A 12,739-nucleotide genomic window follows, 5' to 3' on the forward strand; every position below is an offset into this window, starting at 1 on the left:
TCCCCCCCACCCCCCCCCACCCCGCGTCAGTACGTGCCGTTGAGCAGGCTTCCGGCCTGGGGGACGGTGGTCGCGAGACCCAGCTCGGACAGGATGCGGTACGTGGTCGCCGTCGCCGCCGTCAGGACGGGCAGCCCGGCCTCGTCCTCGACGGCCTGGACGACCGGCAGCGACGGCATCTGCACGCACGCCGACAGGACCAGCGCGTCCGCGCGGCTCAGGTCCAGCCTGCGCCAGTGCTCCCGCAGGCCCTGCGGGTCGAGGCGGCCGACGGCCAGGTTGTCGGCCACCTCCAGGCTCAGCGCGTCGACGACCTCGACGCCCGCGTCCTCGATGTACTCCACGACCTTCTCGGTCAGCGGTCTCATGTAGGGGGTGATGACGGCGACCCTGCCGGCCTTGAGCGCGGCGAGCCCCGCCAGGAGCGCCCCCGCGCTGGAGACGACGGGCGCCTCGGCGCCCTCGGCGCGCAGGGCGTCACGGATGGAGTCCTCGGCGCTGCAGTGGTAGCCGGGCCCCTGTGCCATGATCGCCACCAGGCAGGCGGTGGTGACCACGTCGGGGCGGGCGTCGGCGAGCTCGCGCGCGGCGCGCTCCGCCTGCGCGTTCATGGCGACCAGCTGCTCGGGCGTCACCTGCCGCATCCGCGCCCTGCTGCTGTGGAAGACGAACCTGTCGCCCGGCTCGGCCTCCTCGCGGGCGCGCAGCATCCGCGGCAGTTCCGTCTCCATGGTCAGGTTGGAACTCGGCACGATCAGGCCGATGTGGTGGTCGGTCACGGAATCCTCCAGGCGGGTCAGCGGCGTCCGGCAGGGCGCATCTCCGGGACGACGACGTCGCCGTCCACGACCACGGGCTCGTCGTCGAGGAAGAGGCTGCAGCCGCGCATCGGGATGTCGAAGTGGCAGGGAGTGTCGTTCGGCCCGCCCAGCTCGTTGTTGGGACCGATGGAGAACATGACGTTGCCGTAGAACGAGCGCAGCTCCATGCCCATCCCGCCGGGGAACTGGGTGAGGCCGTGCCAGTGGGCCCGCTCGTCCAGCCCCCACCCGACGTGGGACATGCCGTAGCCGCGCGGGTCGTCGAACGACCTGATGTAGGACGACAGCAGCTCGGCGTCGAGGCCGCCGCGGATGTCGGTGATGAACCCCTGTTCGACGGTGAGCGTGACGGGGGTCTGAACGTAGGTGTTGAACGGCAGCAGCACGTCGCCGGGCGAGAGCACGATCCTGCCGTCCACGCCGTCGTCGGCGCCTCCGGTGAAGACGAACGCAGCCGGCCAGTGGTCCCAGCGTCCAGGCTGGTCGGTGTATCCGTACTCGCTCATCGTGGGGTAGACCCCGAGGCGGTAGGTGACGTCGGTCCCGCCCGGGCTGGTGATGCGCATGGCACCCGCCTTGCCCAGCAGTTCGGCGCCGACCTCCACCCGTTCGCGCAGTTCGGGGGTGGGCATGAGGCGGGCGAGGAGCGGGGCGGGCTCGACGGCGGTGAGGATCCGCGTGCCCGCCTCCTGGATGGCGAACTGCTCCTTGCTGAACAGCAGGAACTTCAGGTCGACGAGCATGTCGGCCTGCTTGAGCGCCTCCACCGCCTGGGGGTTCGCGGCCAGTTCGGACGCGCCCACCGCCCACGCCCCCGACGCGGTCGTGGGGGCGGGCAGCCGCAGGTGGTAGGCGGAGGCCCCGAGGCGCCGGGCCGCGTAGAGGAACGCGTCGGCGTAGTCGAGACGTTCGGCGCCCTCGGAGAGCACCGCCACCGTCTCGCCCTCGTGCACGCCGCTGAGCGTCAGCTGCCGCAGGCAGATCTCGTTCAGCAGGTTCTGGTCCATCGACCCTCCCATGATCACGTCAAGTTAGTCCGAACACGGACGATCTCGGCCACAGTGAGCCCGGAAGCTCCGAGCCGGTGACCGAATTAATCCGAACACGGACTAGTCTGTCGGCGCAAGAGGGAGCGGCAGACTGGTACACCCGACCCGAACAGGTCACCAGGATCGGCAGCGCCGCCCCCTCTCGCCGGGGCCGCGCGACGCCCCCTCTCGTCGCCGATCCGGACCACGGCGTGGGCGCACTCCTCGACCGGGCCACCATGCTCCTTGCGGTTCCCGCGCGTTCTCGAGTCGCGGCTCAGCGCCGCCGCATGACCTCGCCAGGACCGTCGGCGCACGCCGCGACGACCCCGCAGTGACGTCAGGAGTGCATCCGAGTAAGGTAAAGCACACCTAAATTAGGCAAGGCTCACCTTGGGAGCATCACGTGTTCGCCAGCTACCTCATCGGCCTCCGCGAAGGACTGGAGGCGACCCTCGTCGTGTCCATCCTGGTCGCTTTCCTGGTCAAGAGCGACCGGCGGGCCAAGCTGCCGCTCGTCTGGACCGGCGTCGCAGCCGCGGTGGCACTCTCGATCGGGTTCGGCGCGCTGCTGTCGTTCACCGCGGCCCGGCTGCAGTACGAGCACCAGGAGCTGTTCGAGGCGGTCGCGTCGATCAGCGCCACGGTGTTCGTCACCTGGATGATCTTCTGGATGCGTGGGGCCGCCAGGAGGATCTCGGCCGACCTGAAGGCCAGGCTGGGCGAGGCGCTCGAGGTCGGCTCGGTCGCGGTGGCGGTCATGGCCTTCCTGTCGGTCATCAGGGAGGGCCTGGAGACCTCGCTGCTGTTCTTCGCCTCCGCCCAGGGCGCCGCCGCCACCGCCAGCCCGCTGATCGGCATCAGCCTCGGCGTGCTCACCTCGATCGTCATCGGCTGGGGCCTGTACGCCAGCGCCATCAGGGTCAACCTGACCAGGTTCTTCACCTGGACCGGCCTGCTGCTCGTCCTGGTCGCGGGAGGCATCCTCAAATACGGCGTGCACGACCTCCAGGAGGCGGGCGTCCTTCCCGGCCTGACCAGCCAGGCCTTCGACCTCAGCGGCGTGCTCGACCCGGGCGCGTGGTACTCGGCCCTGCTCGCCGGCATGTTCAACATCACTCCGCAGCCGACCGTGCTGGAAGTCGCGGCGTGGGCCGTGTACGTCGTGCCCGTCCTCTTCCTCTTCCTCAGGCCGGTCACCGCCAAGGTGGCCCCGCAGCCCGCTTCGTAACACAGGAGAACTTCATGCGCACCCCCCTTCTCGTCGGCGTCCTCGCGCTGGCCACGCTCACCGCCTGCGGTGGCACGGAAGGCCCCACGACCGCGGCTCCCGGCGGCCGGAGCACGGCGGCGGCGCCGGGCAAGGTGACGGTGACGGCCGGTGACACCGACTGCAAGGTCGGCGTCGCCGAGGTCGCGGCCGGCACCTCGACGTTCTCCATCACCAACAGCGGCAGCAAGGTCACCGAGTTCTACGTGTACGCGGCCGGCGACCGCGTCATGGGCGAGATCGAGAACATCGTGCCCGGCCTGACCCGTGAACTGGTCGTCGAACTCCCCGCGGGGACGTACGAGACGGCCTGCAAGCCCGGCATGATCGGCAAGGGCATCCGCGGCGCGCTCAAGGTCACCGGCGAGCACAAGCCGCTGACCGACGACGCCGCGCTGGCCGACGCCGCGACGAGCTACCAGCGCTACGTGAAGAGCCAGACCGCCGCGCTGCTGGACAAGACCCAGGAGTTCGTCGACGCCGTGAAGGCCGGCGAGGTGGAGAAGGCCAAGGGGCTGTACCCGGTCGCCCGCACCTACTGGGAGCGCATCGAGCCCGTCGCGGAGATCTTCGGCGACCTCGACCCGAAGATCGACGGCCGTGAGGAGGTCGTCGAGGAGGGGATGGAGTTCACCGGCTTCCACCGGCTGGAGAAGGACCTGTGGCAGACGAAGGACATCAGCAAGTCCGGCCCCATGGCCGACCAGCTGATGGACAACGTGAAGCTGATCGTCGAGAAGGCCAACGCGGAGAAGCTGTCGCCGCTGCAGCTCGGCAACGGGGCCAAGGAGCTCCTCGACGAGGTCGCCACCGGCAAGATCACCGGTGAGGAGGACCGCTACTCCCACACCGACCTGTGGGACTTCGCCGCCAACCTGGCCGGCGCCAAGGCGGCCGTCCAGTCCCTCCGCCCTGCCCTGGAGGCGCGCGCCCCCGAACTGGTCACGACGCTGGACGAGAAGTTCGCCGCGGCCGAGGCCGCACTGGAGGCCCACCGCGACGGCGACGGCTGGAAGCTCCACACCGACCTGTCGAAGGACGAGCTGAAGGTCCTGTCCGACACGATCAACGCGCTGGCGGAGCCGATCAGCAAGATCGCCGCCGTCGTCGCGAAGTAGAAGGGGGAATCGTGGGCGAGATCAGCCGCAGGAAGCTGTTCGGCATCGGCGCGGCGGGCGTGGCCGCCGCAGGGGCGGGAGCCCTCGCGGTCAGCGCGACGGCCGGCGAGCCGACCGCCGAGCTCGTCGCGAACGCCGCACCCGTGTCCGCGGCCACCTCGGACGCGGTCCCCTTCTACGGCGTCCACCAGGCAGGGATCGTCACCCCCGCCCAGGACCGGCTCCACTTCGTCGCGTTCGACGTGACCACCACCAAGCGCGAGGAGCTCGCGGACCTGCTCCAGGAATGGACGGCCGCCGCCGCCAGGATGACGCAGGGGCGCGAGGCGGGTGCCTTCGGCGCCGTCGGCGGCGCACCCGAGGCGCCGCCGGACGACACCGGCGAGGCCCTCGGCCTGCCCGCCTCTGGGCTGACGCTGACGATCGGATTCGGCCCGACGCTGTTCGACGACCGGTTCGGGCTGGCCGCGAAGAAGCCCGCCGGCCTCGCCGGCCTGCCGAGGTTCCCCGGCGAGGCGCTCCTGCCGGAGATCTCAGGCGGCGACCTGTGCATCCAGGCGTGCGCACACGATCCGCAGGTGGCCGTCCACGCGATCCGCAACCTGGCCAGGATCGGCTTCGGCCGGGTCTCGGTCCGCTACTCCCAACTCGGCTTCGGCCGTACCTCCTCGACCTCGCGCGCCCAGGCGACGCCGCGCAACCTGATGGGCTTCAAGGACGGCACCGCCAACCTGAAGCTGGAGGACACCGCGATGCTGCGCGACCACCTGTGGGTGGCGGACGGGGACGGCGCGGACTGGCTGACCGGCGGCAGTTACCTGGTCACCCGCAAGATCAGGATGCACATCGAGACCTGGGACCGCACGTCGCTGACCGAGCAGGAGGCGATCTTCGGCCGGAACAAGGGCGAGGGCGCGGCGCTCGGCCACCAGAAGGAGTTCGACGAGATCGACTTCACGAGGAAGGGTCCCGACGGGACGGCGCTGATCGCCGACGACGCTCACGTACGGCTCGCGCACCCGTCCAACAACAAGGGCGCCCGGCTGCTGCGACGGGGCTACAACTTCGTCGACGGGTCCGACGGCCTGGGCCGCCTGGACGCCGGGCTGTTCTTCATGGCCTACCAGCGCGACCCGCGCACGCAGTTCGTGCCCGTACAGATGGCGCTGGCCCGGCAGGATTCGCTCAACGAGTACATCAAGCACGTCTCCAGCGGGCTGTTCGCCGTCCCTCCCGGAGTCAGGGACGCCGGCGACTACTGGGGCCGTGCCCTGCTCGAGCCCTGACCCTCGCGCCCGGCCGGGCCTTCCCCCCAGGTGGAGCCGGGTCCGCCCGGGCGCGCGCCCGGGCGGCATGTGGGCAGCACGCCCAGGCGGCATGTGGGCAGCACGCCCGGGCGGCATGTGGGCAGCACGCCCGGGCCGGACGTGCGGGCCGGACGTGCGGCGCCGCACGTGGGCAGCACGGGCCGTCTCACCGGCGTGGGAAGGCCGCGCGGCCGTGTCTCACGGGCGCAGGCGGTCGGCGAACCGCTTGAGCGCCCTGGCGGCCAGCGGCTCCGTCAACGGGCGCAGCGCCGTGTCGACCAGGCGGATGCCAGGCAGGCGCAGGCCGCCGAAGAAGGCGAACCTGGTCCCCTCCCCCTCCGGTACGGCGGCCATGCCGCCGAGCAGGAAGCGGCTCCGCATGAGGCACCAGCCCGGGCGCAACCGCACGTCGAAACGCGCTCGCAGGCCCAGGGGGCTGCGGGCCAGCGCTTCGAGGCGCTCCTCCGACGCCGAGGTCACCGTGAAGGACCTGATGTCGGTGATCAGCATGGGCATCTGGCTCTCGAGGTCGGCCGCCGCGGCCCACACCCGGTCGTACGGGGCGTCGATCACCTGCTCGGCGTAGGCCACGCCAGGGGTGCTCCGGGCGATCACCCGCAGCCTGCGGACGCTGTCGAGCTCGGCCACCGGCCAGGAGTCGTTCACCGTTCCCACGCCTTCCTGAAGTTGCGGCGAGCCCGGAACAGCCGGGTCCTCACGGTGGGCTCGGGCACGCCGAGCAGGGCGCTGACGGCGTGCTCGTCCAGCCCTTCGAGATCGCGAAGGACGAGCACGGCACGGTGCGCCGGCGACAGCCGTTCCAGCACGTCCCGCACGTCGGCGGCGAGCTGAGGATCGTCGCGGGCGGGCACGTCGTCGAGCGGCTCGGGTACGGCACGGCCGGCCGCTCGGGCCACCCGCACCGCCTCACGGACGGCGATCACCCGTGCCCAGCCGAACAGGGCCGCCGGTTCCCGCAGCTGGCCGAGCCGGCGGAAGATCACGATCAGCGCCTCCTGCGTGGCGTCCTGGCCGTCCTGCAGGGCGATCGGCCCGCACAACCGGCCGATGTAGGGGGTGAGCAGGTCGAGCAGTTCCTGCACCGCGAGGGTGTCGCCTTGCTGGGCCGACCGCACGAGCGCCGCCAGTTCGGCCCCGCCCGTACCAGAGGCCGCCAACCCGGTGCCCGCCGCGCCGGACCCCACCGTGCCGGAGCCCGCCGCGCCGGACCCCACCGTGCCGGAGCCCGCCGTGCCGGGAACCGCAGCACAGAGGGCCGCCGTGCCGGGGGCCGCCGGGCCGCCGGGGGCGGTGCTCACCGCTCCCTCGACCGGGAGAGGAACGGTGCCACCGTGGTCGGGAGCCGGTGCGCCACCACCCACGTCACGGCGCCGCCGCGCGTCCGGCCGTTCCGCAAGGAGTACGGCGGCACGCTCACCCGGCGAGTGTCCCACAGCCGCGACGCCGGCCGCGGGGCGGCCGGCGTACGACCGGCGATCACGGGGCAGGCCGGAAACCTGGTCGAACGGGTCCGTGGGGATGTCACGGCTTCCTCCTCTGACGGTGCGTCAGAAAGGGAGAGCACGCGGACAGACCGGACGTTCCCGTGTTCTGCGTCACATCGCGCCGGCCGCCCGTGGTGCATGTCACAGGGAACGCGGGGCGCGCTCCAGACCTCCTCTGTCGTGCCGGCAGTTCACATCATCAGGAGGCGGAAGCGATGAACGATCGGACACGGGAACGCGCGGGGATCGCGGTGGTCGCGGTGCTGGCGACGGACGCCTTGGTGCACGTGTACTGGATGACCGGCAGCACCTGGCCGGCGGGGGATGCCGAAGCGCTGTCCCTGGCCGTGCTCAACGTCGTGCTCCCGTTCACACCGCGGGGGCTTCTGCTGCCGCTGGGGCTGCTTCTGGCCGCGTCGACGACGATCCTCCTGGCCGTCGGCAGACCTGCCCGGCTCAGCGGCAGGCTGCCCGTGGTCGTCACCAGGCTCGGCGGGCGGCTGGTCGCCGCCGGACTGCTGGTCCGCGCCGTCGCGGGCCTGGTCTGGGCGCTGGGGATCGGAGCGAGCCCCGCCACCCCGTTCTACTGGCTCAATCTCCTCGCCTACACGCCGGTGTGCCTGGCACTCTTCGCCGGCGCGGTCATCGCGACCGGGCCTTACCGCGCGAACCGTCCGGCGAGTCGCGGCACCCACGGCCGCTGAGCCGCGCATCCGCCGGTGGGTGTCCGAGATCGGCCGGCGGCTCCGACGTCTCCGGTGAACGGCACGCCAACGGTGCCCGGCACACAGGAGAGGGCGATGTCAGAGCAGACCGCACTCACAACCACTCGGACCGCAGGCCTGCTGGCGTGCGGCGTCGTCGCAGGGCCGCTGTTCCTCACGGTGTGGCTGGTCCAGGCGCTCACCAGGGAAGGTTTCGACCTGACCCGCCATCCGCTCAGCCTGCTGAGCCTCGGGGATCTCGGATGGATCCAGATCGCCGACTTCGTCGTCTCGGGTCTGCTGTTCATGGCGTTCGCCGGTGGCCGGTGGCGTCCCTGTCGTGGATCGCGGCCTGCTTCGCGCTCGCGCGCCGCTTCGCGGCCCTCGGACGGCGGGCTTGGGCCGCGACCTGCGGGGCGGCCCCCATCGCCGTGCTCGCCGTGGTCGCCTGGCCTGACCTCGACAGCCTCAGCGTCCGGTTGGTGGTCGGGTCGGCGATCCAGTTCGCGTTCACGGCGGCCCTGGCCGTACGGATGATGCGGCCCTCGCCGCCGGCGGCTCCCACGACCACAGGAGCGACACGGATCCGCCGGTAGGGGCACGTGCGGGGCATACGCTATCTTGGAACAGTCATTCCAAGTTAGGGAGTGCCGATGCCGGACGTGAAGCATTTCGATCCCGACGCGGTGCTGGAACAGGTGGAGCACCTGTTCTGGCGGCGCGGCCCCGCCTCGACCGGGATGGCGGAGGTCGTGGCCACGACCGGGCTCAGCCGGTCCAGCCTGTACGCGACCTTCGGCGGAAAACAGGAGCTGTACGTCAAGGCGCTGCGGCGCTACGTCGAGCAGCGGTCGCGGCCGGTGTTCGAGCGCCTGTCCGGCGACGAGCGGGGGCTGCCCGCGGTGGAGGACTTCTTCCACCGGCTGATCCTGGCCCGGTGCGCGGGCCGGCACGCGCGCTGGGGTTGCATGGTCGCCAACGCCCACGCCGAGGCCGAGGGCGCCGATCCGGAGGTCCTGCACGTGCTGGACCTCCACCAGGAGCAGCTCCGTACGGCCATGCGCGCGGCCCTCGGCGCCGCCCTCGCCAAGGGACAGCTTCGAGCCGGCCTCGACCTGGACGCGACCGCCGAACTGCTCGCCCTGCTCGCCTACGGCGTGAACGTGCGCTCGCGAGCCGGCGCCGACGCCGCCCGCCTGCGCGCCGCCGCGTCCGCGGCGCTGAACCCCCTTCGATCCCAGAGGTGAGGCCATGATCCAGCGACCGCGTGTAGTGATCTTCGATGTGAACGAGACGCTCACCGACATGGAGCCCCTGCGTGCCCGGTTCGAAGACGTCGGGCTGTCAGGGGAGCTGATGGACACCTGGTTCGCGAGCGTGCTGCGCGACGGGTTCGCGCTCGCGGCGGCCGGCGGGTACGCCGAGTTCGCCGCCATCGCCGCGGACGTGCTCCGAGGCCTGTTCACCGGCAGGAGGAGCGACGCCGACGAGGCGGTGGGCCACGTGCTGCGCGCCTTCACCGAACTCCGCGTACACCCCGACGTGCCCGGCGGGATGCGGATGCTGCGCGAGAGCGGTGCCCGCCTGTTCACCATGACCAACGGCGCGGCGGCGATGACCGAGCGGATCCTGGCCCGCGAGGGGCTCCTCGACCTGGTGGAGGCGAGGCTGGACGTGAGCGGTCCCCGGGTGTGGAAGCCCGGCCGCGCCGCCTACGACTACGCGGTCGACAGGGCGGGTGTCCGGCCGGGCGAGGCGGCGCTGGTCGCGGTGCACCCGTGGGACATCGACGGCGCCCAGCGGGCCGGCCTGGTCGGGGCATGGCTGAACCGTCGTGGCGCGCCGTACCCGAGTGTGATGAGCACCCCGCGCGTGACCGCGCCCGACCTCACGGCGCTGGCCGCTCAGTGGCAGGCCGGGTGAGGAGTTCGGAACGGGCTCGCGGCGGCCGACCCTAAGGGGCCCGGCAAAAGCGGATCAAGATGCCCTTGCCCTGCGTCGTGGCGAATTGCCGCCATCACCTCCCACGTCCTGCAATGGCCGAAAGCGCGCCGGCCACACCACTCGCCACCCGTCCTTCGTGGCACGGGCTGTCCGGCGCGACGCCATCCGATCCCACGGGCCGCAGAGCACGCACAGACAGGGGACTCTCCATGATCAGGCAAGACAAGCCGACCAAGGACGGACTCGTCCAGCTCACCTTCACCATGCCCGCCGACATCCCCGGACCGATCTCCGTCGTGGGCGACTTCAACCAGTGGGACCCGTACGCCCACCCCATGACGCGCACTCCCCAGGGCGCCCACAGCGCCGTCATCGCCCTCCCGCAGGGCACCAGCATCTGCTTCCGCTACCTGGCCGAGGGAGGGGTGTGGCTGGACGAGCCGGACGCCGACGGCCACGACGAGCACGGCTCGATCGTGCACGTCGCCGCCCTCGACGCCCAGAACGGCAAGCCCGCCCGGAGCGGCGGCACGGCGAAGAACTCCGCCGCCGCCACGACGGCCTGACCTGTCCTTCTCCTCATGCGGGGGCGCCGTCGCACCGGCTCGCGGTCACCGCGCCTCCGCAGCGAGAACAGGCCCGGCGGGGACGACCCGCGGCGGGCCGGCGACCATGACGGCGCTGCCCTCGATGCCGTGAGCGTCGCGGTCGTGCCGGGTCCCCGCGCCCCTGGACCCGGCGCCTGCTCAGGCTCGGGCCCGGCTGCTCGAGTAGTCCTTGAGGACGATGGCGTCGGTCCTGCTCGCCATCTTCTCGATCAGCCCCGCCCACGGCAGGCGGGGCAGCAGCCTGATCGACAGGTTGCGCAGGTCGATGGCCAGCTGCGACGCGGGCACGAAGCCGCTGACGCCACCTGGCGGGAGCTTCTGGCACTGCTTGACGAATGCGCGCATCTCCCGCTCGTAGGCAGCGAAGGCCGCCCCGTGGTCCCCTCCTGCCGCGGCCAGTTCTCCGGCGAGGACGTAGGCGCCGACGAGGGCCAGACCGGTGCCGTTGCCGGCCAGCGGCGAGGGACCGTACCCCGCGTCGCCGAGGAGGACGATCCTGCCGGATGACCAGCCGTCCATGACGATCTGGGTGGCGGAGTCGAAGAAGAAGTCGGCCGCCCCGTCCATCTGCCTGAGCATCGCGGGAACGTGCCAGCCCGCCCCGGCGAAGACCTCCGCCACGATGCGCTTCTGCGCGCGGGTGTCACGATGGTCGTAGTCGAGCGGCGCCGACGCGAAACCGAACAGGACCTTGACCTCCTCAGGCCGCCGGGACGGGCGCAGGGCCGCCACCTTGCCGCCCGGCATGTTGTGGAACCACTCCCAGTCCTGGACGCCGAAGTGGTTGGGCACGGTGAAGGACGCCGTATAGCAGCCGAGGTCGCGGCTGAAGCGCGACTCGGGGCCGAAGACCAGCGAGCGCGTCTGCGAGTGCACGCCGTCGGCCGCCACCACCAGGTCGAAGTCGCGTGGCTCGGACCGGGCGAAGGTGGCGCGCACGCGCTCCGGCGTCTGCTCGACCGCGACGACCCTGTCGTCGAAGACGTACTCCGTCCCGTCCCTGGTCACCCGGTGCAGGAGGTCGACGAGGTCGCCGCGCAGGATCTCCACCTCCCCGACGACCCCGTTTCCGCCCAGGAAGGAGGCGGGCATGTCGGCGACGCTCCGGCCGGAGGCATCGACGTACGACATGCCCTTGGAGCCGACGGACACCTGACGGGCGTCCTGGAGCAACCCCATGCGCTCCACCACCTCGCGAGAGGCGCCGCGCAGGTCGACCGCGTGCCCGCCGAGACGCGGGGCGGGCGCCCGCTCGACCACGGTCACGGCGAAGCCGTACCGGCCCAGCCAGTGGGCCAGGGCGGATCCCCCGACGCCGGCACCGCAGATCAAGACATCTGTCATCAGTAGCTCCCTTCGCTGTAGCGCTCGCCACCGTACCCCTGATGCGCGTACACCGTAAGAAAGCACTAGTGCACTACTTTATGCTGGTGGAGCCCAGGCTTCAGACAGCCTGCCGCACTAGGACAGTGGGAGCGTGGACCGTGGACGAAAGCCAGCCTCCTTACCTGCGGATCGCCGCCGACCTGCGGCAGCGCATCACGACAGGCCGGCTCAGGCCCGGAGACCGGGTGCCCTCGACCCGGCAGATCACCCAGGACTGGCAGGTGGCCATGGCCACCGCCACCAAGGCGCTGACGACCCTGCGCCAGGAGGGACTCATCCGGCCGGTCCCGGGGGTCGGCACCGTGGTGGCCGATGCGGCGAGGGGCGCCGGCCCTTCGCGCCGCCCGTCTCCGGAGCTCAGCAGGGAACGCATCGTGCGCGCCGCGATCGCCATGGCCGACGCCGAGGGGCTGGCGACGCTGTCCATGCGCCGGATCGCCGGGGGCCTGCGGACGTCGGTCATGGCCCTCTACCGCTACGTGGCCGGCAAGGAGGAACTGCTCACGCTGATGGCCGACACGGTCCTGGCCGAAAGCTCGCCGACCGGGCCGTTGCCCGACGGCTGGCGGGCGCGCCTCGAACTGACCGCCCGTACCCACTGGGCCCTCTACCACCGCCACCCGTGGCTGGCGCAGACCGTCTCCTTCACCCGCCCCGCACCCACCCCGAACGCCATGGCTCAGGCCGAGGCGGCCATGCGCGCGCTGGACGGCCTCGGGCTCACGCCCGCCACCATGATCCACATCTACGCGACCATGGCCACCTACGTGCGCGGCACCGCGACCAACCTGGAGGCCGAAGCCGAGGCCGTCCAGCAGACCGGGACAACCGACGACGAGTGGCTCGAGGCAGAGGTGCTCCCGCGGATGCGGGAGTTCCCACTGCTGTCGCGGATCCCTCCCGACTGCCTCGACCTGGACACGCTATTCGAATTCGGACTCCAGCGTCTGCTGGACGGCATCGCCACGCTCATGGCCGAGGCACGATCCCAGCCGGGGGTTGGAGCCACCCCGCACGCGAGCTGAGCGTCCCGTGGATCGAGCGCGTT

At 71.6% G+C, this 12,739-nt stretch carries 14 protein-coding genes and 1 pseudogene; 9 read left to right on the forward strand and 6 right to left on the reverse strand.

Annotation, left to right across the window (positions count from 1 at the left end):
• Window positions 1–26: 26 nt before the first annotated feature.
• Window positions 27–779, reverse strand: a complete 753-nt coding sequence (locus tag AC3EO4_RS08570; RefSeq protein ID WP_379577462.1) for a maleate cis-trans isomerase family protein — start codon at window positions 777–779, stop codon at window positions 27–29.
• 17 nt (window positions 780–796) lie between these two features.
• Window positions 797–1,828 (reverse strand): 2,5-dihydroxypyridine 5,6-dioxygenase NicX family protein, encoded by a 1,032-nt coding sequence (locus tag AC3EO4_RS08575; RefSeq protein ID WP_379577464.1) that lies wholly within the window; start codon window positions 1,826–1,828, stop codon window positions 797–799.
• A gap of 427 nt (window positions 1,829–2,255) precedes the next feature.
• On the opposite strand from AC3EO4_RS08575, the gene efeU reads away from it, so the two are divergent.
• The 3 genes from efeU to efeB are packed head-to-tail and all read left to right on the forward strand — an operon-like array spanning window position 2,256 to window position 5,523.
• Window positions 2,256–3,080: an iron uptake transporter permease EfeU gene (efeU, locus tag AC3EO4_RS08580; protein ID WP_431894706.1), complete on the forward strand. Its 825-nt coding sequence runs from the start codon at window positions 2,256–2,258 to the stop codon at window positions 3,078–3,080.
• A gap of 14 nt (window positions 3,081–3,094) precedes the next feature.
• The gene (gene efeO / locus AC3EO4_RS08585; protein ID WP_431894707.1) at window positions 3,095–4,237 is read left to right on the forward strand and encodes an iron uptake system protein EfeO; all 1,143 of its coding nucleotides are present in this window, start codon (window positions 3,095–3,097) and stop codon (window positions 4,235–4,237) included.
• Between the two features lie 11 nt (window positions 4,238–4,248).
• Window positions 4,249–5,523 carry an iron uptake transporter deferrochelatase/peroxidase subunit gene (efeB, locus tag AC3EO4_RS08590; RefSeq protein WP_431894708.1) on the forward strand — a complete coding sequence of 425 codons (1,275 nt, stop codon included), beginning with the start codon at window positions 4,249–4,251 and terminating at the stop codon, window positions 5,521–5,523.
• A 219-nt stretch (window positions 5,524–5,742) separates the two neighbouring features.
• Here the strand turns inward: efeB and AC3EO4_RS08595 are convergent, their stop codons facing one another.
• Together AC3EO4_RS08595 and AC3EO4_RS08600 are read right to left on the reverse strand one after the other, a co-directional pair.
• Window positions 5,743–6,210, reverse strand: a complete 468-nt coding sequence (locus AC3EO4_RS08595) for a hypothetical protein (protein ID WP_431894709.1) — start codon at window positions 6,208–6,210, stop codon at window positions 5,743–5,745.
• On the reverse strand, window positions 6,207–6,863 hold the full coding sequence (locus AC3EO4_RS08600; RefSeq protein WP_431894711.1) for an RNA polymerase sigma factor: 657 nt from the start codon (window positions 6,861–6,863) through the stop codon (window positions 6,207–6,209). Before AC3EO4_RS08600 ends, AC3EO4_RS08595 begins: the two co-directional genes overlap by 4 nt.
• 401 nt (window positions 6,864–7,264) lie before the next feature.
• Here AC3EO4_RS08600 and AC3EO4_RS08605 point away from each other — a divergent pair, with 401 nt between their 5' ends.
• Together AC3EO4_RS08605 and AC3EO4_RS08610 are read left to right on the forward strand one after the other, a co-directional pair.
• The gene (locus AC3EO4_RS08605; protein WP_379577476.1) at window positions 7,265–7,753 is read left to right on the forward strand and encodes a DUF3995 domain-containing protein; all 489 of its coding nucleotides are present in this window, start codon (window positions 7,265–7,267) and stop codon (window positions 7,751–7,753) included.
• Window positions 7,754–7,849: 96 nt separating this feature from the next.
• A pseudogene (locus AC3EO4_RS08610) lies at window positions 7,850–8,044 on the forward strand (DUF998 domain-containing protein); the annotation flags it as partial.
• Window positions 8,045–8,057: 13 nt separating this feature from the next.
• On the opposite strand, the gene AC3EO4_RS08615 reads toward AC3EO4_RS08610, so the two are convergent.
• Window positions 8,058–8,366 carry a hypothetical protein gene (locus AC3EO4_RS08615; RefSeq protein WP_431895123.1) on the reverse strand — a complete coding sequence of 103 codons (309 nt, stop codon included), beginning with the start codon at window positions 8,364–8,366 and terminating at the stop codon, window positions 8,058–8,060.
• A 40-nt stretch (window positions 8,367–8,406) separates the two neighbouring features.
• Here AC3EO4_RS08615 and AC3EO4_RS08620 point away from each other — a divergent pair, with 40 nt between their 5' ends.
• The 3 genes from AC3EO4_RS08620 to AC3EO4_RS08630 all read left to right on the forward strand — a co-directional run bounded on the left by AC3EO4_RS08620 (window position 8,407) and on the right by AC3EO4_RS08630 (window position 10,263).
• Window positions 8,407–9,000 carry a TetR/AcrR family transcriptional regulator gene (locus tag AC3EO4_RS08620; protein ID WP_431894713.1) on the forward strand — a complete coding sequence of 198 codons (594 nt, stop codon included), beginning with the start codon at window positions 8,407–8,409 and terminating at the stop codon, window positions 8,998–9,000.
• A gap of 4 nt (window positions 9,001–9,004) precedes the next feature.
• Window positions 9,005–9,676 carry a haloacid dehalogenase type II gene (locus tag AC3EO4_RS08625; RefSeq protein WP_379577481.1) on the forward strand — a complete coding sequence of 224 codons (672 nt, stop codon included), beginning with the start codon at window positions 9,005–9,007 and terminating at the stop codon, window positions 9,674–9,676.
• A 230-nt stretch (window positions 9,677–9,906) separates the two neighbouring features.
• Window positions 9,907–10,263: an isoamylase early set domain-containing protein gene (locus AC3EO4_RS08630; protein ID WP_431894714.1), complete on the forward strand. Its 357-nt coding sequence runs from the start codon at window positions 9,907–9,909 to the stop codon at window positions 10,261–10,263.
• A gap of 180 nt (window positions 10,264–10,443) precedes the next feature.
• On the opposite strand, the gene AC3EO4_RS08635 is transcribed toward AC3EO4_RS08630, so the two are convergent.
• Window positions 10,444–11,649 carry an FAD-dependent monooxygenase gene (locus AC3EO4_RS08635; protein ID WP_379577484.1) on the reverse strand — a complete coding sequence of 402 codons (1,206 nt, stop codon included), beginning with the start codon at window positions 11,647–11,649 and terminating at the stop codon, window positions 10,444–10,446.
• A 140-nt stretch (window positions 11,650–11,789) separates the two neighbouring features.
• Here AC3EO4_RS08635 and AC3EO4_RS08640 point away from each other — a divergent pair, with 140 nt between their 5' ends.
• The gene (locus tag AC3EO4_RS08640) at window positions 11,790–12,716 is read left to right on the forward strand and encodes a TetR/AcrR family transcriptional regulator C-terminal domain-containing protein (RefSeq protein ID WP_379577486.1); all 927 of its coding nucleotides are present in this window, start codon (window positions 11,790–11,792) and stop codon (window positions 12,714–12,716) included.
• Window positions 12,717–12,739: the final 23 nt, after the last annotated feature.

It is taken from the genome of Nonomuraea sp. bgisy101 (genome assembly GCF_057708945.1).